The organism is Allobosea sp. GW823-FHT01F03, assembly GCF_058798075.1.
In genome coordinates this window covers 969189-992003 of sequence record NZ_CM179505.1, presented here as the reverse complement: position 1 = coordinate 992003, position 22815 = coordinate 969189, and the positions used below count along the sequence as shown (strand labels likewise).

The window sequence follows — 22815 nt, the reverse complement described above, 5'->3', positions numbered from 1 at the left end:
CCCGAAACCCTCCCCCAGATCAGTCATGCGCAGGCCGGAACCGGCTGCGCGAGACTGCAACCGAGGCCCGCGCTCATGGCGAGGCGGGCTGAACACTCTGTCGCTTCCTCTGGAGGACAATCATGCGTTCCTACGATCTTTCCCCGCTCTATCGCTCGACCGTCGGCTTCGACCGCCTGTTCTCGCTGCTCGACCAGGCCACCAGCGTCGACAATGCGCCGACCTATCCGCCCTATAATATCGAGCGCACCGCCGATAACGCCTATCGCATCTCGATCGCCGTCGCCGGCTTCGCTGAGGCCGACCTTTCCATCGAGAGCAAGGAGAACGCTCTCACAGTCCGCGGCGAGAAGAAAACCGCCGAGGGTGCCGAGAAGCGCGAGGTCCTGCATCAGGGCATCGCCGCCCGTGCCTTCGAGCGCCGCTTCCAGCTCGCCGACTATGTCCAGGTGACCGGCGCCAGCCTCGAGAACGGCCTGCTCCATATCGACCTCGTCCGCGAGATTCCCGAAGCCAAGAAACCGCGCCTGATTCCGATCGGTGCGCAGGGCGCCAAGGTGATCGAGGCCAAGGTCGCGACCAAGCAGGCGGCGTAACCGCCGCACGGCGCGAACTGCGCCCGCCAGAAACCAGAAGGTCTCCCCGGGAAACCGGGGAGGCCTTTTTCTATGCGGAGCTGGAGCATTTTCGAGCGAAGTGGGCACAGGTTCGCGTGAAGAAAATGCGATAAAACAAAGAACTAGAGCATTTCGCGTTTCAGAGAACCGCGGAGATGCTCTGGCCCTGCAGAGCGCCCCGCCGGCCCCTCAGTTCAGCGGCGCGACCGGCACCATGTCCGATTTCGGCGCCTCCGCCTTGGTCCCCTCGATCCGCACCGGAGGCACGGTGGTGTCGGGCACCGGGATTCCGCTCGGGTGGGCACGAGCCAGCGGCGGCGCCAGCTCCGGCCCGTCGGCATTGCGGACATCCTGGGGATTGACCAGCGTTGGCTTGCCGATCTCCTTGGGTGCCACGGCAGGCACGGCGAGCGGCTTTGCCGGCGCCGCCACCGGGGCGGCGGGCGCCGCCGGCGAAGGCGGCGCCACGGTCGCCGGAGCGCTCGCCTCGGCCGGCGGCTTCAACTCGGCCGGACGCGGCGGCGGACGCGGAATGAGCCGCTGCGCGGGCCGCTCGATCTGCGGATCGAGCCGGGCGCTGCGCATCGGCGCCCCGAGCACGATCCGGTCGATCAGTTCGCCGCTATAGCGGTCGAGGATCAGGCGAACCCTGGCGCCATCGCGGCCGGTGCCGTCGACGACATAGGAGGAACGCGTCGCGAGCGTGCGGTCGACCCTGGCGAGTCCGAATTCGCGGGCCGCGACCCGCCCAATCGTCCGCTGCGGGATCGGCGCAGGCGGCAGCGGCGCATAATCATAGCGCCGCTCATAGCCGTAATCGCGCTCATAGCCCCGGCCGTAATAGGCGTAGCCACCACCGTAATCATCGATCTGGGCCAGCGCCGGGCCGGCCGCAGCCAGGGTCGTGGCGGCGATGGCCAGCCCGGCGAGACGGCGGCGCAAATCCTGCGAGCCACGCTCCGGCGTAGTGAAGAATGCCATGGTCCTGTCCTTGTACGGCAGAATCTCAGGCTTCAGTTCTCGGTAAGGATTACGGCGTGCTTGCGGCACGAATTCGGTCGCAATCCAGAGATTCCCGGGTTTTTCAAGCCTCAGCGATGATCGCCAGCAGCTGCTCGACCTCGTCCGGCCTCGTCGCGAAGGAGCAGACGAAACGACCGATCGTTTCGCCGGGCGCCAGCCTCTCTCCTTCCGGCAGCGCCCCATCCGCCCAGTCCAGGAACTGCACGCCGCGCGTCCTGAGCTGGTCGCGGCGCGCCGCCGGCAGGATCGCGAAGACCTCGTTGGCCTCGCTGGGCCAGGCGAGCCGGATGCTTCCAAGCGCCGCGATGCCGGCAGCCAGCCTGTCGGCCATGGCGTTGGCATGGCCGGCAAGGTCGAGCCAGTGCCCGTCGGCCAGCAGGCCTTCGAACTGGGCGCCGATCAGCCGGCCCTTCGACAGGGTGTGGCCGGCGCGCTTGCGGCGCCAGGGCATCTCGGCCGCAGCTTTTGGCTCGAAGAAAACCACCGCCTCGGCCGCCAGGGCGCCGTTCTTGGTGCCGCCGAAGGAGAGCACGTCGACGCCCGCCTTCCAGGTGAGCTCGGCCGGCGAGCAGCCAAGGCGCGCAACCGCATTGGCGAAGCGCGCACCGTCCATGTGCAGCTTCAGCCCGCGCGGCGCGATCGCCGCCTTCAGCGCCGCGATCTCGTCCGGCCGATAGACCAGCCCGCATTCGGTCGCCTGGGTGATCGACAGGAGCTGCGGCTGCACCTGGTGCAACGAGTCCGGCCGCATGCGCGAAAGCTGGTCCGCGACGACGTCCGGCGCGAGCTTGCAGCCATCGCCCGGCAAGCCGACGATCTTGGCCCCGCCGCTGAAGAATTCCGGCGCCCCGCATTCATCGGCGGCGACATGCGCCTCGTGATGGCAGAGCACCGCCCCCCAGGGCTGGACCAGGCTCGCCAGCGCCAGCGCGTTCGCCGCCGTGCCCGACGTGACCAGGAAGACCGCGACCTCGCGCTCGAACAGATCGGCGAACAGCGCCTCGACCCGCTTCGTCCAGGCGTCGTTGCCATAAGCCGCGGCGAACCCGTCATTGGCAGCCAGCATCGCCTGCAGGACCGGAGCACTCGCCCCGGCGAGATTGTCGCTGATGAAGTTCATGGCACCGTTTCGCGAAAGCAGCTTCGCAGCTTTTGTCGGGGATCGTCCCGGACTGCGCTACCGCTTGCGCGCTGCACGGCCATGCCACCCTCGCAGTTCACGACGAAGCCACAGGAACAACTTCCGGGCTGGCCCAAGCCGGCCAATGATGTGAAAATGTCGCAGCACTCACGCAATTAGCAATAAAATTTCGATGCAGTGCAAAATCGCCGCTTGTGCCCAGATTGGAATTCTGGCAAGTTCGAGATGTTAGGACAGTGATGCTGTCCCATTTTTCAGCGAGCGGCGACCGGCGAGCTTGGCCGGCTGACCGCCAAATGATGGAGCGGAGCATGACGGAAGGCATGGCCAATATCGCCGAAGCCATCCGTGCGCGCGCCGCCCGTAAAACGTCGGCCTGACCAGGCGCGACTGGGCCTAGCAGCCTGCGCGCCTGCGAAGGGCGCGGGCGCGGGACTACAAGGCGCAAGCGACCTTCGAAAACGAGACGAAGCCGGCCCGTTCCTCGCCAAGGCGAGCAGGGCGGACCGGCCGAGGCACGGAACCGTGTGAAACCTTGACGGGCGCTGGCGCTAGCCGGCCCCCTTCGGCAGCGGAGTTGACGATGCGCGAACGCAACGGATCGAACTTGGTCACCAGGCCTGCGGTCGAGAAATCCCTCGAGCGCTTCCCGGTTGTCCGCGACCCCGCCATGCCGGAGCGCCAGGGGCTCTACGATCCGTCGAATGAGCATGATGCCTGCGGCGTCGGCTTCATCGCCGACATGAAGAACCGCAAGAGCCATGCGATCGTCGCGCAGGGCCTGCAGATTCTGCACAATATCGACCATCGCGGCGCCGTCGGCGCCGATCCCAAGCTCGGCGACGGCTGCGGCATCCTCACCCAGATCCCGCACCGCTTCTTCAAGGAAGAATGCGCGAAGATCGGCATCGAGCTGCCCGAGCCCGGCCATTACGCCATCGGCCAGTTCTTCATGCCGCAGGACGCCGAGAACCGCGCCGTCTGCGAGGAGATCGTCGCCCAGACCGTCGAGGAGGAAGGCCTGATCTTCCTCGGCTGGCGCGACGTGCCGGTCGACAACAGCGACCTCGGCGAAGCCGTCAAGGAAACCGAACCGACCCATCGCCAGATCTTCGTCGGCCGCCCGGCCGAGATCTCCGACGAGGACGATTTCGAGCGCAAGGTCTACGTCCTCAGGAAGTCGGTCTCCAACAAGGTCTACAAGCGCCAGGACCGGGCGACCGCGACCTATTACCCGGTCTCCTTTTCCTGCCGGACCATCGTCTACAAAGGCATGGTGCTGGTCACCCAGCTCGGCTCCTATTTCAAGGACCTGACCGATCCGCGCTTCGAGAGCGCCCTCGCCCTCGTCCACCAGCGCTTCGCCACCAACACCTTCCCGTCCTGGCGCCTCGCCCATCCCTACCGGATGGTCGCCCATAACGGCGAGATCAACACGCTGCGCGGCAACGTCAACTGGATGGCGGCCCGTCAGGCCTCGGTCGATTCCGAGCTCTTCGGCGCCGATATCTCCAAGCTCTGGCCGATCTCCTATGAGGGTCAGTCCGACACCGCCTGCTTCGACAACGCCCTCGAATTCCTGGTCCAGGGCGGCTACTCGCTCGCCCACGCCATGATGATGCTGGTACCCGAGGCCTGGGCCGGCAATCCGCTGATGGATGAGAGCCGGCGCGCCTTCTACGAATACCATGCCGCGCTGATGGAGCCCTGGGACGGGCCGGCGGCGATCGCCTTCACCGATGGCCGCCAGATCGGCGCGACGCTCGACCGCAACGGCCTGCGTCCCGCGCGCTACCTCGTCACCGATGACGGGCTCGTCGTGCTGGCCTCGGAGTTCGGCGTGCTGCCGATCCCGGAGGAGAAGATCGTCCAGAAGTGGCGGCTCCAGCCCGGCAAGATGCTGCTGATCGACCTCGAAGAGGGCCGCATCATCGGCGACGACGAGATCAAGCAGAGCCTCTGCCAGGCCAATCCCTACAAGGACTGGCTGAAGCGCACCCAGATCGTTCTGGAAGAGCTGCCGCCGGTCGAGGCCCGCGCCTCGCGCACCGACGTCGCCCTGCTCGATCGCCAGCAGGCCTTCGGCTACACTCAGGAAGACACCAAGATCCTGATGGCGCCGATGGCGGTGACCGGACAGGAAGCCGTCGGCTCGATGGGCACGGACACGCCGATCTCGGCGCTCTCTTCGAAGTCGAAGCTGCTCTACACCTATTTCAAGCAGAACTTCGCCCAGGTCACCAACCCGGCGATCGACCCGATCCGCGAGGAGCTCGTGATGAGCCTCCTCTCCTTCATCGGGCCGCGCCCGAACATCCTCGATCTCGAAGGCACCTCGCGGCGCAAGCGCCTGGAAGTGCGCCAGCCGATCCTGACCAATGACGATCTCGAGAAGATCCGCTGCATCGGTCATTACGAGGATCGCTTCGACACCAAGACGATCGACATCACCTATCCGGCGCGCGAAGGCGCGAACGGCATGGAGGGCGCGATCGCGCGGCTCTGCGAGCGCGCCGAGGCGGCGGTGCATGGCGGCTACAACATCATCATCCTCTCCGACCGGCAGGTCGGCGCGGACCGCATCCCGATCCCGGCGCTGCTCGCGACCGCGGCCGTCCATCATCACCTGATCCGCAAGGGTCTGCGCACCTCGGTCGGCCTCGTCGTCGAATCCGGCGAGCCGCGCGAGATCCACCACTTCGCCCTGCTCGCCGGCTTCGGCGCCGAGGCGATCAACCCCTATCTCGCCTTCGAGACCATGGAGGCGCTGCTCGAGGCCGGCGAATTCCCGCCGGAGGTCGACGCTTACGAGGTGGTCAAGCGCTTCATCAAGTCGATCGGCAAGGGCCTGCTCAAGGTCATGTCGAAGATGGGCATCTCGACCTACCAGTCCTATTGCGGCGCCCAGATCTTCGACGCGGTCGGCCTGCGCAGCGAGTTCATCGACGCATATTTCCGCGGCACCATCTCCTCGATCGAGGGCGTCGGCCTCGCCGAGATCGCCGAAGAGACCGTGCGCCGCCATCGCGACGCCTTCGGCGACTCGCCGGTCTATCGCGATGCGCTCGATGTCGGCGGCGAATACGCCTACCGCATCCGCGGCGAGGACCATGCCTGGACGCCGGAGAACATCTCGCTGCTCCAACATGCGGTGCGCGGCAATGCCCGCGACAAGTTCAAGGCCTATTCCGAGCTGCTCAACGACCAGAGCCAGCGCTTCTCGACCATTCGCGGCCTGTTCCACGTCAAGATGGCCGAGGAGCTCGGCCATCAGGCGGTGCCGCTCGAAGAGGTCGAGAGCGCGGCCTCGATCGTCAAGCGCTTCTCGACCGGCGCCATGTCCTTCGGCTCGATCAGCCACGAGGCGCATTCGACGCTGGCGCTGGCGATGAACACGATCGGCGGCAAGTCGAACACCGGCGAAGGCGGCGAGGAGCCGGAGCGCTTCGTGCCGCTGCCGGACGGACGCTCGATGCGCTCGGCGATCAAGCAGGTCGCCTCCGGCCGCTTCGGCGTCACCACCGAATATCTCGTCAATTCGGCGATGATGCAGATCAAGGTCTCGCAGGGCGCCAAGCCCGGCGAGGGCGGCCAGCTGCCCGGACACAAGGTCGATGCCCGCATCGCCAAGGTCCGGCATTCGACCCCGGGCGTCGGCCTGATCTCGCCGCCGCCGCACCATGACATCTACTCGATCGAGGATCTGGCGCAGCTGATCTTCGACCTGAAGAACGTCAACCCGGCGGCCGACGTCTCGGTCAAGCTGGTCTCCGAGCTCGGCGTCGGTACCGTCGCCGCCGGCGTCGCCAAGGCCCGCGCCGACCACATCACCATCGCCGGCTATGAGGGTGGCACCGGCGCCTCGCCGCTGACCTCGATCAAGCATGCCGGCTCGCCCTGGGAGATCGGTCTCGCCGAGACCCACCAGATCCTGGTGATGAACAAGCTGCGCGGCCGCATCGCGCTGCAGGTCGATGGTGGCCTGCGCACCGGGCGCGACGTCGTCATCGGCGCGCTGCTCGGCGCCGACGAGTTCGGCTTCGCCACCGCGCCGCTGATCGCCGCCGGCTGCATCATGATGCGCAAATGCCATCTCAACACCTGCCCGGTCGGCGTCGCCACCCAGGATCCGGTGCTGCGCAAGCGCTTCAAGGGCCAGCCCGAGCACGTCATCAACTTCTTCTTCTTCCTCGCCGAGGACGTGCGCGAGATCATGGCCGCGATGGGCGTGCGCAGCTTCGACGAGCTCGTCGGGCGCTCCGACTGGCTCGACAAGAAGCAGGCGATCGACCACTGGAAGGCCAAGGGGCTCGACTTCGCCCGCATCTTCCACAAGCCTGAAGCCGGCGAAGGTGTCGCCATCCGCAATGTCGAGCGCCAGGTCCACCCGATCGAGTCGGTGCTCGACCGCACCTTGATCGCCAAGGCCGGCGCCTCGCTCGACAGCGGCGCCCCGGTGGTGATCGAGAGCACTATCCGCAATGTCGACCGCTCGACCGGCGCGATGATCTCCGGCGAGATCGCCAAGCGCCACGGCGCGGCCGGCCTGCCCGAGGATGCGATCACGGTGAAGCTCACCGGCACCGCCGGCCAGAGCTTCGGCGCCTGGGTCGCCGGCGGCCTGACGCTCGACCTCACCGGCCAGGCCAACGACTATGTCGGCAAGGGCCTGTCCGGTGGCAAGCTGATCATCCGCCCCGACCCGAAGTCGCGCACCGTCGCCGAGGACGCGATCATCGTCGGTAACACCGTGCTCTACGGCGCGATCTCCGGGGAATGCTATTTCCGCGGCGTCGCCGGCGAGCGCTTCGCGGTGCGCAATTCTGGCGCGATCGCAGTGGTCGAGGGCACCGGCGACCATGGCTGCGAATACATGACCGGCGGCGTCGTCGTCGTGCTCGGCCAGACCGGGCGCAACTTCGCGGCCGGCATGTCCGGCGGCATCGCCTATGTGCTCGACGAGGACAAGAGTTTCGCCAAGCGCTGCAACCTCTCAATGGTCGATCTCGAGCCGGTGCCGGAGGAGGAAGAGCTGACCCAGCGCCTCTACCATCATGGCGGCGACCTCGAGTTCAAGGGCCGCATCGATGTCATGGCCAACATGTCGGGCTATGACGCCGAGCGCCTGCACCAGCTCATCGCCGACCACCTGAAATACACCGGATCGGCGCGGGCGCAGGCAATTCTGGAGAACTGGGCGGAGTACCTGCCCAAATTCGTCAAGGTCATGCCGGTCGAATATCGGCGGGCGCTAATGGAAATCGAGCGGGCCCAGGCCGGCGTCTCGGTCGCGGCGGAGTGAGACGATGGGCAAGGTAACCGGCTTTCTTGAAATCGACCGGCGCGACCGGAAGTATCTCCCGGCCTCCGACCGGATCAGGAACTACAAGGAGTTCGTGATCCCGCTCGGCGCCGAAGCGACCCGCGACCAGGCGGCGCGCTGCATGAACTGCGGCATCCCGTATTGTCACAATGGCTGTCCGGTGAACAACCAGATCCCGGACTGGAACGACCTCGTCTACAACGACAAGTGGCGCGAGGCGCTGCTGAACCTGCACTCGACCAATAACTTCCCGGAGTTCACCGGCCGCGTCTGCCCCGCTCCCTGCGAGGCGTCCTGCACGCTGAACCTCGAGGATACGCCGGTCACCATCAAGTCGATCGAATGCGCCATCGTCGACAAGGGCTGGCAGGAGGGCTGGATCAAGCCCGAGCCGGCCGCGGTCAAGACGGGCAAGAAGATCGCCCTGATCGGCTCCGGCCCGGCCGGCCTCGCCGCCGCGCAGCAGCTCGCCCGCGCCGGTCACGAGGTCCATGTCTATGAGCGCCAGGCCCGCGCCGGTGGCCTGCTCCGTTACGGCATCCCCGACTTCAAGATGGAGAAGTCGCATGTCGAGCGCCGGGTGAAGCAGATGGAGGCCGAAGGCGTCGTCTTCCATTACGGCGTCAATGTCGGCATCGACATCGACCCGCAGGAGCTGCTCGCTGAGTACGACGCCATCGGCCTGACCGGTGGCGCCGAGAAGCCGCGCGATCTGCCGATCGAGGGCCGCGACCTCGACGGCGTCCAGTTCGCCATGGACTTCCTGCCGCAGCAGAACCGCCGCAATGGCGGCGAGCCGGAAACCACGGGCAATGCCAAGCCGATCCTCGCCGGCGGCAAGCATGTCGTCGTCATCGGCGGCGGCGACACCGGCTCCGACTGCATCGGCACCTCGGTGCGCCAGGGCGCGCTCTCGGTCACCCAGATCGAGATCATGCCGCAGCCGCCGGAGAAGGAGAACAAGCAGCTGACCTGGCCGAACTGGCCGCTGAAGCTGCGCACCTCCTCCAGCCATGAGGAAGGCGCCGAGCGCGACTTCGCCATCGGCACGCTGAAGTTCTCGGGCGAGAACGGCAAGGTCAAGCGCCTGCATTGCGCCAAGGTCGATGCCGGCTTCAAGCCGGTCCCGGGCACCGAGTTCGACCTCAAGGCCGATCTCGTCCTGCTCGCCATGGGCTTCGTCTCGCCGGTGCATGACGGCCTGCTCGCCAGCCTCGGCGTCAAGCTCGACGGGCGCGGCAATGTCGAGGCCAACATGCTGGCCTACAAGACCTCGGTCGAGAAGGTCTTCGCCGCCGGCGACATGCGCCGCGGCCAGTCGCTGGTGGTCTGGGCGATCCGCGAGGGTCGCCAGATGGCGCATTCGATCGACAAGCACCTGATGGGCGAGACCATCCTGCCGCGCTGAGCGGCGGGCGCACTTACGAGAACCTCGACGTCATGCTCGCCCTTGTGGCGAGCATCCACGTCTTGAGCATCGAGCCTGACCAGTGAAGCCAAGACGTGGCTGGTCGGGACAAGCCCGACCATGATGCGAATGGCATCAGTCGCAGCGGCTCACGCCCCCAGCAGATCGATCAGATGCGGGATCAGCGGCTCGTCGGCCGGCGGCATGGCAAGCTCGCGCAGCTTGCTCGCACGCAGCCATTTCAGCGCCTGGCCCTCGCGCGAGGTCACCGTCCCTTCCCAGCGCCGGCAGATATAGAGCGGCATCAGGAGGTGGAATTCGGGATAGGCGTAGCTGGCGAAGGTCAGCGGCGCGAGGCAGGCTTCCTTGACCTCGATGCCGAGTTCCTCGGAGAGCTCGCGGATCAGTGCCGGCTCCGGCCGCTCGCCGGCTTCGAGCTTGCCGCCCGGGAACTCCCAGAGCCCCGCCAGGGCCTTGCCCTCGGGGCGCTGGGTGACGAGGACGCGGTTATCGGAATCGACCAACGCGCAGGCGACGACGAGCAGCAGTTTCACGAAGCCTCATTTTCCCGAAAGGATGACCCGCACCGGCTCGGTTTCCCTGCCGGTCAGCGTCACCTCGTCATAGACCGAACCGCCCTCGCGGAAGAGCGCGTCCTCCTCGCCCCAGATCACCTGGGTGGTGACGAAATAGCGACCCGGCGCCACCTTGTCGAAGGCAAAACGGCCATTCGCCTCTGCCTTGGTGGTGCGCGTGTATTCGGCGTAGCGCGGATCTGGTTCCTCTTGCGGATAGCTGGCGGCGGGGATGAACTTGGCGCGGCCATAGAGGCTGGCGAAGCGCTGGCTCGCATAGGCGGTCGCCGGCACCAACCGGACCACCTCGCCGGCCGCGTTGACGACCTGGCCCTTGGCGCGCGTGCGGAAGGCGTGCCCGGTGATCACGCCGGCTCCCGGCTTGCGGATATAGGCCGCCTCCTCCGGCGAGAAGGACGAGCTCGCCGCCGGCCGCCGCTCGACGCAGGCTCCCAGCAGGGCCGCCAGGCCCAGCACGCACGCCGCAGCTTTCATCCCGCTTTCGCCCCCGCCGGCGCCGTCGTCACGAAGAAGACGCCTGCGAGGATGATGACGCCTCCGATGATCTGCCGCAACTCCAGCGTCTCGCCGAGCACCAGCACACCCATGACGGTAGCGACGACCGGTACGAGATAGCCGGTCATCGCCGCCCGGGTCGGCCCGGCCGCACGGATCAATCGCATGAAGAACGCCACCGGCATCGCCGTCGCTAACACGCCGAGCGCCAGCGCCGCCTGCCAATGCGGCGTCAGGGCCAGAAGCGCGCCCCAGCCGGAGAAGGCCAGCGTCAGCAGCAGTGCCCCGCCGCCGGAGACCACCTGCTGGCCGAGCGCCAGCCGGATCGGATCGCCTGCACGCGGCGGCACCGCGCGCGTATAGAGATTGGCGCAGGCATAGGACAGCGTCGCGCCGACCATGGCGAGCAGGCTGAGCGCCGTGCCGCCGCCTTCGACCAGGCGCGGCCCGATCAGGATGGCGACGCCCGCCATGCCGACCAGTATGCCGCCGAGCCGGCGCCGGCTGAGATGTTCTTCCGAGAACAGGAAATGCGCGAACAGCGCCGTGACCAGCGGGCCTGCCGCCTGGATCATCGCCGCCGGGCCGCTAGCGAGCTGGATCAGCGCATAGGCGACGAGCACGTTCGGCAGCCAGCCATTGCAGGTGCCGAGCACGAGCCAATGACGGAGCTCGTGGCGGCGCGGCAGCGGGCTCTCGCCGCGCGCCGCAACGAACAGCGCCAGCGTTACAGCGCCGAGCAGGCCACGGCAGGCGGCGATCGCCCAGGGGACGACGTCGCCAGCCATCAGCTTGATGAACAGGTAGCTCGAACCCCAGAGGAAGGAGCAGACGGCGAGGTTGCTGACGATGAACGTCTTGCTCGGCCCCACCGGCCGCGCGGGCTCAGGAGCGATAGTCACCATTGATCTCGACATAGGCCTTGGTCAGATCGCAGGTCCACACGGTGGACTTGCCTCGGCCAAGTCCGAGGTCGGTGGTGATGACGATGTGCTCGCCCTTCATGTAGTTGGATACGGCGACCTCGTCATAGGACGGTGCGCGGGCGCCCTGCTGCGCCACCATGATCCCGCCGAAGGAGATGTCGAGCCGGTCGCGATCGGCCGGCTCGCCGGCCTTGCCGACCGCCATGACGATGCGGCCCCAATTGGCGTCCTCGCCGGCGATCGCGGTCTTCACCAGCGGCGAATTGGCGATCGAGAGCGCGACCCTCTTGGCCGAGCGCGACGAGGCGGCGCCCTGCACCCGGATCTCGACGAATTTGCGGGCGCCCTCGCCATCCTTGCAGACGAGATGCGAAAGCTCGAGCAGGAGCGCGTTCAGCGCCCGCTTGAAGCCTGAGAGACGGGGATCGGCGGGATCGCTGATCGCGGGCACGCCGCGCGCCGCGGCCTTGCCGGTCGAGAACAGCATCAGCGTGTCCGAGGTCGAGGTGTCGCTGTCGACCGTGATCGCGTTGAACGAGCCCTTGACGCCCTTGCCGAGCAGAGCCTGCAGCACCGGGGCGGCGATCGGCGCATCGGTGAAGACGAAGGAGAGCATCGTCGCCATGTCGGGCGCGATCATGCCCGCCCCCTTGGCGATGCCGGCGATGACGACCTCGTGCCCGTCGATCTTGGCCTTGCGCGACACCGCCTTGGGGAAGGTGTCGGTGGTCATGATCGCCTTGGCGGCATCGAGCCAGGATCCGTCGGCCACGCGAGAGGCACAGTCAGCCAGCACGCCCTCGAACTTGGTCGCGTCGAGCGGCTCGCCGATCACGCCGGTCGAGGCGATGAAGACCTGCTCGGGCTTGCAGCCGGCAGCCTTGGCCGCGATCTTCGCGGTCAGTGCGACGGAATCGCGGCCCTTCAGGCCGGTGAAGGCGTTGGCGTTGCCGGAATTGACGACCACGGCCCGGGCCGTGCCCTGGGCGAGATTCGCCCGGCACCAGTCGACCGGCGCGGACGGGCATTTCGAACGGGTGAAGACGCCCGCGGCCTGAGAGCCCTCGTCGAGCAGCACCAGCAGCACGTCGGTACGGCCCTTATAGCGGATGCCGGCTTCCGCCGTGGCGAAACGCACGCCCGGCACCGCCGGAACCTTGGGCTGGCGCTTTGGCGCGAGCGGGGAAACGGGAACATCCTTGCCGGCCATCGGGGCGTCTCCTTTTGAGGCGCTTCGATGTGCCGCAGCAGCGTGCGGAAAACAAGCAGGCAATGCCGGCGTGCAGATCATGCCCGGGCCGGCTCCGGGGCATTTCGGGCGCCCCTCTTCCGAGGCGCCCGCTAAGTCTGCCTCAGGGCTTCTTCGGCTCGGCCGGCACAGCCGGAGCCGGCGTCGCCGCCGGCTTGTCGAGACGCTCGACCTTGGCCTTGTCGCGCAGCCCGACGATGATGTCCTGCTGCGCCTTGCGGACCAGGTACTGCTCGATCTGCGGCTTGACCTCGTCGAAGGTCGGCAGCGGCTTGGTCCGCTTGTCCTCGAGCTTGATCACATGCCAGCCGAACTGGCTCTTTACCGGCTCGGAGAGCTGGCCCTTCTCGAGCTTGAAGGCGGCCTCGGCGAATTCCGGAACCATCCGCTCCTTGGCGAACCAGCCGAGATCGCCGCCTTCCTTACCCGAACCCGGGTCCTTGGAGAGTTCGGCCGCAACCTTGGCGAAGTCCTCGCCCTTCTTCAGGCGCTCCAGCGCTGCCTTGGCCTGCGCCTCTTCCGGCACGAGGATATGGCGGGCGTGGACCTCCTCCTCCGGCTTCAGCGTCTTGACCGTGTCTTCGAACAGCTTCTTCGCGGCCTCGGGCGTCGCCGCCTTCTTGGCCTCGGTCGTCAGATACTCGTCGAGCAGGAGCTTGTTGCGATTATAGGCCATGCGCTTGGCGAAATCCGGCCCATCGCCGATCTTGGCGGCGGCGGCGGCGCGGGCGCCGAGCTTAAGATCGACCAGGAAGTTGATCAGCTCCTCGCGCTTGCGCTCCTCCGGCATCTGGGCGGTGCGCTCGCCGAGATCGTCGGCCGCGAGCGCGAGCTCGCTCTCGGTAATCTCGATGCCGTCGACCTTCGCGACGACCTTGTCCTGCTGCGCGAAGGCAGGCGCAGCTGCAGCCAGCACGAGGCCGAGCGACAGCGTGGCGAGACGGGAAACTACCATCGGGTGTTGGCCTTTCGATGAATGGCGCTAAAAACGGATCGGCTGGCTGAGTGCCAGCAGATCACGGCCTTGGCAAGGCACAGCGCGCGCGTCGCTGCAACCGGCGCGTTTCTGCGTCACCCCGCCGCCTCTTGGCAGGGCCGCGGCCGGACCCCACATGCGCTGCGTCGCATCGGCTGTCGCGACGACCACCTTCACAGCAAGCGCACGCTGGACCGCGCGCCCGCACGCGTCTAAACACGCGCGTGATTTCAGGATTATCCGCTTTCGGCCGCGCCCGCCTCGTGCCGGGTCCTCCAGCCGGAAGCGCCCATGGAAAGACCGGACATGCTTGGCGCGCTCGCAAAGAAACTCTTCGGCTCGTCGAACGACCGGCGGGTCAAAGGCTACCAGCCCCGTGTCGCCGCCATCAACGCGCTCGAAGCCGAGGTCGCGAAGCTCTCCGATGATGAGCTGAAGGCCCGCACCGAGACCTTTCGCAGGCAGATCGCCGAAGGCAAATCGCTCGACGAGCTGCTGGTTCCCGCCTTTGCGACCGTGCGCGAGGCCGCCAAGCGCATCCTCGGCCAGCGCCCCTATGACGTTCAGCTGATCGGCGGCATGGTGCTGCACGAGGGCGCCATCGCCGAGATGAAGACCGGCGAAGGCAAGACCCTGGTCGCGACGCTGCCGGTCTATCTCAACGCACTCGCCGGCAATGGCGTGCACGTCGTCACCGTCAACGACTACCTCGCCCGCCGCGACGCGGAATGGATGAGCCGGATCTACAATTTCCTCGGCCTCAGCGTCGGCATCATCGTGCACGGCCTCGACGACGAGGAGCGCCAGCGCGCCTATGCCTGCGACATCACCTACGGTACCAACAACGAGTTCGGCTTCGATTATCTGCGCGACAACATGAAGTACGAGGTCGCGCAGATGACCCAGCGCGGCCACCATTTCGCGATCGTCGACGAGGTCGACTCGATCCTGATCGACGAGGCCCGCACCCCGCTGATCATCTCCGGCCCGCTCGACGACAAGTCCGACCTCTACGTCTCGATCGACAAGGTCCTGCCCGGCCTCATTCCGGGCGACTACGAGGTCGACGAGAAGCAGCGCACGGTGGCGCTGACCGAGGCCGGCAACGAGCATATCGAGGAGCTGCTGCGAGCCGCCGACCTGCTCAAGGAGGGCGACCTCTACGATTCCGCCAACGTCACGCTGGTCCACCACGTCAACCAGGCCCTGCGCGCCCACACCTTGTTCACCCGCGACAAGGACTACATCGTCCGCGGCGACGAGGTCGTCATCATCGACGAGTTCAGCGGCCGCATGATGCCGGGGCGGCGCTATTCGGAAGGCCTGCACCAGGCGCTGGAAGCCAAGGAAGGCGTCACCGTCCAGCCCGAGAACGCGACGCTGGCCTCGATCACCTTCCAGAACTATTTCCGCCTCTACAAGAAGCTCGCCGGCATGACCGGCACCGCCGCGACCGAGGCCGACGAGTTCGAGCAGATCTACAAGCTCGAAGTGGTCGAGATCCCGACCAATGTCCCGGTCGCCCGCATCGACGACGATGACGAGGTCTACCGCACCTTCCCGGAGAAGGTGCAGTCGATCATCAAGGAGCTGGAGCGCGCCAGCGAGCGCCTGCAGCCCGTCGTGGTCGGCACCGCCTCGATCGAGAAATCCGAGATGGTCGCCGAGATGCTGATCGCCGCCGGCTTCAAGCAGATCGACTTCACCCAGCCCGGCGCGCTCGACAAGCTCTATTCCGCCGCCCGCTCGGGCAAGAGCGCCAAGCAGTTCGCGGTGCTGAACGCCCGCTTCCACGAGCAGGAAGCCTTCATCGTCGCCGAGGCCGGCGTGCCCGGCGCGATCACCATCGCCACCAACATGGCGGGCCGCGGTACCGACATCAAGCTCGGCGGTAATGTCGAGATGCGCGTCGCCCACGAGACCGCCGGCATGGAGGACGGGCCGGAGAAGCAGGCCAAGATCAAGGAGATCGAGGCCGAGGTCGCGCGCTTCAAGGAGATCGTGCTCAACGCCTCCGAGACGATCGAGCTCGAGCCGGCCAAGGGCTCGCGCCCGGCCAAGACCATGACCCGCCCCGGCGGCCTCTACATCATCGGCACCGAGCGCCATGAGAGCCGCCGCATCGACAACCAGCTGCGCGGCCGCGGCGGCCGCCAGGGCGACCCCGGTCGCTCCAAGTTCTTCCTGTCGCTGCAGGACGATCTGATGCGGATCTTCGGTTCCGACCGGATGGACGGCATGCTGCAGAAGCTCGGCCTTCAGGAGGGCGAGGCCATCGTCCATCCCTGGATCAACAAGGCGGTCGAGAAGGCGCAGGGCAAGGTCGAGGCGCGCAATTTCGACATCCGCAAGAACATCCTGAAATACGACGACGTCATGAACGACCAGCGCAAGGTCGTGTTCGAGCAGCGCCGCGACTTCATGCGCGAGGCGAGCGTGCGCGAAACCATCGACGACATGCGCCATGGCGTGGTCGAGGACACCGTCTCGCGCCGCATACCCGAGGAGGCCTATCCCGAGCAGTGGGATGCCGCCGGGCTGCGCGAGGACGTCGCGACCTATCTCAATCTCGACCTGCCGATCGAGGACTGGGCCAAGGAAGAAGGCATCGCCGACGCCGAACTGCGCGAGCGCATCCGCAAGATCGCCGACGAGGATTATGCCGCGCGCATCGAGCGCAACACCGAAGAGGTGATGACCTATGTCGAGAAGCAGGTGCTGCTGCAGACGCTCGATCATCTCTGGCGCGAACACCTCGTCACCCTCGACCATCTGCGCCAAGTCATCGGCTGGCGTGGCTATGCCCAGCGCGACCCGCTGAACGAGTACAAGCAGGAGGCCTTCGAGCTCTTCGACGGCCTGATCGGCCGCCTGCGCGAGCAGGTCACCGGCAATCTGATGCGCATCGAGGTCCGTTTCGACGCGCCCGAGCAGGCCGGCGGCGGCTTCGATCAGCCCGGCGGCGAGCTCCCTGCGCCCCCGGCCGGCTTCTTCGGCGGCCAGTCGCAGTTCGCCGCGATCGAGGGTGACATCGCCGTCGCCGAGCGCGACCCGAACGACCCCGCGAGCTGGGGCAAGGTCGGCCGCAACGAGCTTTGCCCCTGCGGCTCCGGCAAGAAGTACAAGCACTGCCACGGCCAGTTTGTCTGAGCCGTTCCCGCAGGCGCTGATCTAAGCGAAAAGCTCCGGCCTATGGCCGGAGCTTTTTTCTTGCGAGCGGTATCGGCTCGGCTCTTGGCTGGGGCGAAGGCCGATCAGGCCGCCATTCAGGCTCTCTGGTGCTGCGGCAAGCGTGGCAGCAGGATGGTCAGCAAGCCCAGCAGCGGCAGATAAGAGCAGATGCGATAGACGAAGCCGATGCCATGGGCATCGGCCAGGCCGCCGAGCAGGGCGGCGCCGAAGCCCCCCGCTCCAAAGGCGAATCCGAAGAACATGCCGGCGATCAGGCCGACACGGCCCGGAACCAGCTCCTGCGCAAAGACCACGATGGCCGAGAAGGCTGAGGCGAAGATCAGCCCGATCGCGACGCTCAGCACGCCGGTCCAGAACAGATTGGCATAGGGCAGCAGCAGCGCGAACGGGATCACGCCCAGGATCGAGAACCAGATCACGAAGCGCGCCCCGAATCGATCGCCGATCGGCCCGCCGACGAAGGTCCCGACCGCCGCGGCACCGAGGAACAGGAACAGCATCAGCTGCGCATCGCGGAAGCCGAGCTGGAACTGCTCGATGACGTAGAAGGTGAAATAGCTCGATATGCTCGCCATATAGACGTTCTTCGTTGCGGTCAGCAGCACGAGCACGAACAGCGCGAAGGCAACGCGCCTCCCCGGCAGCGGCAAGGCACGGCTGACTGGCGGGCGTCCCGCCTGCGCCCGGCGATGGGCCGCATACCAGCGCCCGACCCGGGTGAGGATCAGCACGCCCGCCATCGCGATCACCGAGAGCCAGGCGACGCTGCCCTGGCCGAAGGGCAGCACGATGAAAGCCGCCAGCAGCGGGCCCAGCGCCGAGCCGAGATTGCCGCCGACCTGGAACAGGGACTGCGCCAGGCCGTGACGCCCGCCCGAGGCGAGCCGCGCCACCCGGGACGCCTCCGGGTGGAAGACGGCCGAGCCGAAGCCGATCAGGCAGGCTGCGATGATCAGCACCGCGAAATTATGCGCGTTTCCGAGCAGGATCAGCCCGCCGAAGGTCGAGGCCATGCCGGCGGGCGCCGAATAGGGCATCGGCCAGCGATCCGTCACCATGCCGACGACCGGCTGCAGCAGCGAGGCGGTGACCTGGAAGGCCATGGTCAGCAGGCCGATCTGGACGAAGTCTAGGCCGTAATTCGCCTTGAACAGCGGATAGAGCGAGGCCAGCAGCGACTGCATGACGTCGTTGAGCAGATGGCAGAAGCTGACGGCGAGCAGGATCGAGGTCGTCGCCTTCTCGAAACGCGGGCGGGCTTCCGGGGCAACTGCGACCATCGACTTGATCTCCTCGCGCGGATCGATCGCGCGAGGCTCTTCTACAGAGCTTGCCGATGACCTTCATTCGTGTTTCGGTCAAAAACTTTCGCGTTTGGGCCAAAGATGAAAGCGTTGTCACGCCAGAGATTGGAGGCACTCGACGAGCAGCACCGCCTCAATCTCGGCTGGATCGCCCGCTCGGATTCCGACATCCTCGTCCACAGCTCGGACAACCCTGCGGGCTACAGGATCCCGCTCCACTGCCATCGCCACGACCAGTTGCTCTGTGCCTTCGCGGGCGTGGTACTCGTCGAGACCGAGCGGGGCTGCTGGATGATCCCGCCCGGCCACGCGCTCCTCATTCCCGCGCAATTGCAGCACGCCGTCGAGATGCTGAGCGCTGTCGACATGAAATCGGTCTATCTCCTGCCCGGGCTCGGCGACCTCGCGGGCCGCATGCTGCAGGTGCTAGGGGTCACCGACCTTGCCCGCGCACTGATCGGCGAGGCAATCCGGCTACGCGATGCGGCGCCGGGCACACGCAAGGCCGTACTGGTGCTGGAATTGCTGGCGCAGGAGATCGCGACCCTCGAAGCACGGCCGCTCGGCCTGCCCTTCCCGGCGGACAGGCGTCTCGCCGCGCTCTGCCGGACCTATATGGCCGCGCCCGCGGCCGATGAGCGGCTGGGCGACTGGGCCGGGAAGCTCGCCATGAGCCGGCGCACCTTCACGCGCTTCTTCCAGAAGGAGACCGGCCTCAGCTTCGTCGCCTGGCGCCAGCAGGCGAGCCTGTTCGCCTGCCTGCCGAAACTGGCAAAAGGCGCGTCCGTCACCGATATCGCCATGCTGGCCGGCTACGACAATGTCGCGGCCTTCACGACGATGTTCCGACGCAGGCTCGGAACCGCGCCGCGCAACTATATGCGCGCTGCGACGGCGCGATAGTTGCTGCCACCTGCATTTGCCGCTCAACCCGCCGCAAAGCGGGCCTCGGCCGCACCCAGCGCCTCGATCTCGACCCTGGCGACGGCGCCCGGTGGCAGCCATTGCGTCTTCACCAGGCTGCCAAGCAGCACGGTCTCGCCGGCCCGCAACGGCGCGCCCCGCGCCTGCGCATGGTCCGCCAGCCAGGCCAGCGCCGCATAGGGATGGCCCAGCACGTCAGCACCCATACCGGCGCCGACCTCGACGCCGTCGATCAGCGTCCTGCCATGCAGCCCGGCGAGATCCGGCAGGGCATCCGGCGCAAGCCCGGCCCCGAACACGCAACCGGCCGCGAAAAAGTCGTCGGCGATCAGCATCGGCGTGCCGATGCTCTGCCACTCGACATAGCGGTCGTCGACGATCTCGATTGCCGCCATCACTTCACCGACAGCGCCGCGCACGCTGTCGGCGGTCGCGCCCTCCCCGGGAAGATCATGCGCCAGCCTGACCGCGATCTCGCATTCGACGCCGACACGGACGAAGTCGCCATGGCGCAGCACGACGCCGCTCGCATGGCTCGTACCGGCGAAGAGCCCGGCGGCACAGGGGTGGTCGATACCGAGATAGTCCTGCATCACCGGCGTGGTGCAGCCGATCTTCCAGCCGCTGCGCCGGCCAAAGCGCGAGGCGGCCAGTCGGCGGTGCACGGCGCCCTGTACGGCATAGGCCCGGGCGACGTCGGCCGGCGCCTCGCCCGCTTGCGCCGGCAAGGGCGTGCGCGCAAGCCGGGCGGCGGCGATCGTCTCGGCAAGGGCATCGATGGCTTTGGTCTCAGGCAAGGCGGGCTCCCGGCATTCTCCGGCCAAGCCTGCCATGGCAGCGCCTGATCTGGCCAGCGCGGAGCCACAAAAACAGAAAGCCCGCTGGCGCGGGCTTTCGAGATCGCTTCCGAAGTTCAGGCGGCGTCATTTCGGCGCAAAGATGCCGACGCTGCTCGCGGTGATGTCGAAGGAAAGCGTGCCGACCACGGTCGGGTTGCACCATTTCGAGCGGCCGGAACCGGAGAAGATGCCGCGCGGATCGGCCGTCAGCGCGAAGCATTCGGTCTTCGACAGGCTGGTGTCGTGATAGCGCACATCCGCCGTCAGGTTCTTCCAGGTGTAGGAGAGGCCGGCGTTCCAATAGGTGTAGTCGGGCAGATCGACCGGCGCCGCGAAATAGATGCTCGCATTGGGCGTGCCGAGCCAGTAGCGCCCGACCTCGCCCGAGACGGAGAGCCCTTCGAGGAAGGGCAGGTTGTACTTGGCCGTGAGCGCGCCATAGGTGCCGGTCGCGCCGGTGCCGAGCCAGTCCCAGGCGTAGAAGAGGTTGGCGCCGACGATCAGCTTGTCCTCAAAATTATAGGACAGCTTGCCATAGACCTCGGTAAAATCGGTGTTCTTCGGCGTCCAGTAACCGCCGGCCAGGTCGATATACTGCTTCTCGTTGGGGTAATAATACTGCCAGACGCCGACATCGACGGTAAAGGGGCCGAATTTCGGCCGGATGCCGGCATAGAAGTCGATCTCGGCCGGCGGGCTGGTGGCGAGATCGACATTCGAGGCGTAGACGCCAGCATAGACCAGGTTGTCGTAGAACTGCAGCTCGGCGCCACCCTGGATCGCCGGCTTGCGATCGGTCTGCGAGATGCCGCGGAAATTATAGTCGGTCATGCCCTTGATGCTGACCGCAATGTCGAACCAGGTGATGCTCGGCGCCACCGGGGCCGGCGGCGGCGCCTTTCGGCTCGGCAGGTCGGAAGCCTGCGCCATGCCGGCGGCCGTCAGCGAGAGCGACAGCGCCGTGGCGGCCGTCGCGAGCCTGGAGATACCAAAGACCATCGAAAGCTCCGTCGAAGAGTTTCTGCCCGAAACAGCTCGCGCATTGGCCCGATTAGGCTTTTCTCCCTCCGGAATCGGCAAGACGAGGATTTCGGCAGGCCGCTCAGCAAACGAGCAAAGACGCCCTTGCGGGCCCCAGGACTGCACAGCAAAACGCCCGCCGCGATCGAACGCAGCGGGCGTGATATTTTTGTATCAGCCGGGCCGGCGGGCGGCCTCGCGGGTCAGCGCGTCGCCGGCTTGCTCGCATAGGCGGCGTCGGCCTGATCCAGCTGCGAGGTGCGCAACGCCGTCGAGCGGCGCGGCGGCAGCGGCGCGACCATGCGCTGTGGCGTCTCCGGCACGACCGAAGCCACCGGCGCCGTTTCCGCCGGCTTCTCCGAAGAGCCACCGAGCAGCGGCACGAAGCTGAGCGCGCGCTGGTAGAAGGAAGGCTGCTCGGCGCTGGCGGTCTGGATCGGCTCGGCTGTCGCCGCGCCGGGCGAGACCTTGGCGAGCTGCGTAGCCGCGTCAGCCGGCTTGGCAGCGACGGCAGGCGTCGCCGGGGCGGCCGCGACAGCGACCGCGGCAGGCTTGGCTTCCGCCGCCGGCTGCTCGGCCGCACCACGCACCGCCGCGAGGACGGCATCGTTCTCGGCGGATTCGGCCCGCACCGTCGCCTTCGTCCGGCCCTTGTCGTCGAGCACGACGACACGCGGCCCGATCAGGGAGTCGACGCGGCTGATGCCGACATTGCGCGACCCCCAGGCGACCGACCGGTTCAGCGCATCGGCGCCGGACTGCGCCAGCTGGCGCTTGAAGGAGGAATGCTGGTCGCCATCGTCATAGATCAGCTTGATCGCCGGCGTGCCCTTGGAGACCAGTGCAGCGACCTGGATGTCATCCTGCTGGCGCTTTTGCGCGATCGCCTGCGCGACGGAGGAATCGCCGCCCTTGTTGAAGACGTAGCGGCCGCCGGAAACCCCGACTGCCGGCTCGTCCTTGGCGATCTCGAAATAGTCCGAGCCTTCCTTGAGGTTCTTCCAGAACCCCATATTCGGGTCGAGCCGGTGCTTGGCGAGGTTCTCCGGCGTCATCCGGAACGGGAAGGCCTGCATCTGGACGGCACGCTGGCCGCCATTATGGGCCTCGCGGACCAGGGCATAGAGCTCGCCGATCTGATCGTCGGTCATCGAATAGCAACCGGCCGAGGAGCAGGCGCCATGCACCATCAGATGCGCGCCGGTGCGGCCATGCGAGCGGTCATAGGCGTTGGGATAGCCCATGTTGAACGAGACATAGAACGACGAGTTCGGGTTCATCTGCGCCGGGGTGATGGCGTAGAAACCCTCCGGCGCCATCCGGTCGCCTTCGCGGACCTTGGGGCCGAGCTGGCCGGACCAGCGGCACATCGGGAAGGTCTTGAGCAGCGCATACTTGCCGTCGGCGCGCTTCTTCCAGATCTCGAGCTCCGACTCCTTCTTGTAGGAGCGAATCACGATCGGCTGGCTCTTGCTCATGCCCTTCTCGGACATCAGCGAATAGGTCGCGGACGGGATCGGGATGTTGTGGCGAGCCGAACCGCGATAGCGATCCTCTTCGCAGGCGGCCAGGGTGAGGGCGATCAGGGCCGTCAGCGCGAGATGTTTCACTGCCACGTCGTCATTCCCATCGCTCGGCCGTCTGACCCGACCATGCATCGGGCATCGCGGCCAAATTATGCCGCTAGCCCGGATTTAGAACCGTTAGGCTTGACCGTTCCTTACCACAGGCTTCCTCGGAATGGCCATATCTGGAACACCGAAGAATCAGGACGCTCGCCCG

16 protein-coding genes are annotated in these 22815 nt (G+C 66.8%); 5 read left to right on the top strand and 11 right to left on the bottom strand.

The genetic code is table 11. The features are described 5' to 3' along the window. Nucleotides 1-122: 122 nt before the first annotated feature. On the top strand, nucleotides 123-596 hold the full coding sequence (locus AC3RCC_RS04530; RefSeq protein ID WP_291638580.1) for an Hsp20 family protein: 474 nt from the start codon (nucleotides 123-125) through the stop codon (nucleotides 594-596). Nucleotides 597-806: 210 nt separating this feature from the next. Here AC3RCC_RS04530 and AC3RCC_RS04525 read toward each other — a convergent pair whose 3' ends face one another. Together AC3RCC_RS04525 and AC3RCC_RS04520 are read right to left on the bottom strand one after the other, a co-directional pair. Beyond that, complete coding sequence (locus AC3RCC_RS04525; RefSeq protein ID WP_492257730.1) at nucleotides 807-1598, bottom strand: hypothetical protein; 792 nt, start codon at nucleotides 1596-1598, stop codon at nucleotides 807-809. A gap of 103 nt (nucleotides 1599-1701) precedes the next feature. Beyond that, nucleotides 1702-2760 carry a threonine aldolase family protein gene (locus AC3RCC_RS04520; RefSeq protein ID WP_492257729.1) on the bottom strand — a complete coding sequence of 353 codons (1059 nt, stop codon included), beginning with the start codon at nucleotides 2758-2760 and terminating at the stop codon, nucleotides 1702-1704. Nucleotides 2761-3364: 604 nt separating this feature from the next. Between AC3RCC_RS04520 and gltB the strand changes: the two genes are divergently transcribed. Together gltB and AC3RCC_RS04510 are read left to right on the top strand one after the other, a co-directional pair. Beyond that, complete coding sequence (gene gltB, locus AC3RCC_RS04515; RefSeq protein WP_492257728.1) at nucleotides 3365-8083, top strand: glutamate synthase large subunit; 4719 nt, start codon at nucleotides 3365-3367, stop codon at nucleotides 8081-8083. Between the two features lie 4 nt (nucleotides 8084-8087). Beyond that, nucleotides 8088-9512 (top strand): glutamate synthase subunit beta, encoded by a 1425-nt coding sequence (locus tag AC3RCC_RS04510; RefSeq protein ID WP_492257727.1) that lies wholly within the window; start codon nucleotides 8088-8090, stop codon nucleotides 9510-9512. Between the two features lie 149 nt (nucleotides 9513-9661). Here AC3RCC_RS04510 and mutT read toward each other — a convergent pair whose 3' ends face one another. From mutT to AC3RCC_RS04485, 5 genes are all read right to left on the bottom strand, one after another. Then, nucleotides 9662-10066: an 8-oxo-dGTP diphosphatase MutT gene (gene mutT, locus AC3RCC_RS04505; protein WP_291638584.1), complete on the bottom strand. Its 405-nt coding sequence runs from the start codon at nucleotides 10064-10066 to the stop codon at nucleotides 9662-9664. 6 nt (nucleotides 10067-10072) lie between these two features. Further along, nucleotides 10073-10582, bottom strand: coding sequence for a carboxypeptidase regulatory-like domain-containing protein (locus AC3RCC_RS04500; RefSeq protein ID WP_291638585.1), 510 nt, complete (start codon nucleotides 10580-10582; stop codon nucleotides 10073-10075). Beyond that, a complete protein-coding gene (locus AC3RCC_RS04495) occupies nucleotides 10579-11505 on the bottom strand; it encodes a DMT family transporter (RefSeq protein ID WP_492257726.1) in 927 nt (308 codons plus the stop codon). The genes AC3RCC_RS04500 and AC3RCC_RS04495 overlap by 4 nt, the downstream gene beginning before the upstream one ends. After that, the gene (gene argJ, locus AC3RCC_RS04490) at nucleotides 11489-12739 is read right to left on the bottom strand and encodes a bifunctional glutamate N-acetyltransferase/amino-acid acetyltransferase ArgJ (RefSeq protein WP_291638587.1); all 1251 of its coding nucleotides are present in this window, start codon (nucleotides 12737-12739) and stop codon (nucleotides 11489-11491) included. The genes AC3RCC_RS04495 and argJ overlap by 17 nt, the downstream gene beginning before the upstream one ends. Before the next feature lie 142 nt (nucleotides 12740-12881). After that, nucleotides 12882-13733 carry a peptidylprolyl isomerase gene (locus AC3RCC_RS04485; RefSeq protein WP_492257725.1) on the bottom strand — a complete coding sequence of 284 codons (852 nt, stop codon included), beginning with the start codon at nucleotides 13731-13733 and terminating at the stop codon, nucleotides 12882-12884. 327 nt (nucleotides 13734-14060) lie between these two features. Here AC3RCC_RS04485 and secA point away from each other — a divergent pair, with 327 nt between their 5' ends. Continuing rightward, complete coding sequence (gene secA / locus AC3RCC_RS04480) at nucleotides 14061-16904, top strand: preprotein translocase subunit SecA (protein WP_492258746.1); 2844 nt, start codon at nucleotides 14061-14063, stop codon at nucleotides 16902-16904. Between the two features lie 116 nt (nucleotides 16905-17020). On the opposite strand, the gene AC3RCC_RS04475 is transcribed toward secA, so the two are convergent. Next, complete coding sequence (locus AC3RCC_RS04475) at nucleotides 17021-18226, bottom strand: MFS transporter (RefSeq protein ID WP_492257724.1); 1206 nt, start codon at nucleotides 18224-18226, stop codon at nucleotides 17021-17023. 105 nt (nucleotides 18227-18331) lie between these two features. Between AC3RCC_RS04475 and AC3RCC_RS04470 the strand changes: the two genes are divergently transcribed. Next, nucleotides 18332-19153 carry an AraC family transcriptional regulator gene (locus AC3RCC_RS04470; protein ID WP_492257723.1) on the top strand — a complete coding sequence of 274 codons (822 nt, stop codon included), beginning with the start codon at nucleotides 18332-18334 and terminating at the stop codon, nucleotides 19151-19153. 23 nt (nucleotides 19154-19176) lie between these two features. Here the strand turns inward: AC3RCC_RS04470 and AC3RCC_RS04465 are convergent, their stop codons facing one another. The 3 genes from AC3RCC_RS04465 to AC3RCC_RS04455 form a co-directional block, all read right to left on the bottom strand. Next, nucleotides 19177-19971, bottom strand: a complete 795-nt coding sequence (locus AC3RCC_RS04465) for a 2-keto-4-pentenoate hydratase (RefSeq protein WP_492257722.1) — start codon at nucleotides 19969-19971, stop codon at nucleotides 19177-19179. A gap of 126 nt (nucleotides 19972-20097) precedes the next feature. Continuing rightward, nucleotides 20098-21012, bottom strand: coding sequence for a TorF family putative porin (locus AC3RCC_RS04460; protein WP_492257721.1), 915 nt, complete (start codon nucleotides 21010-21012; stop codon nucleotides 20098-20100). Nucleotides 21013-21236: 224 nt separating this feature from the next. Next, on the bottom strand, nucleotides 21237-22649 hold the full coding sequence (locus AC3RCC_RS04455) for a L,D-transpeptidase family protein (RefSeq protein ID WP_492257720.1): 1413 nt from the start codon (nucleotides 22647-22649) through the stop codon (nucleotides 21237-21239). Nucleotides 22650-22815: the final 166 nt, after the last annotated feature.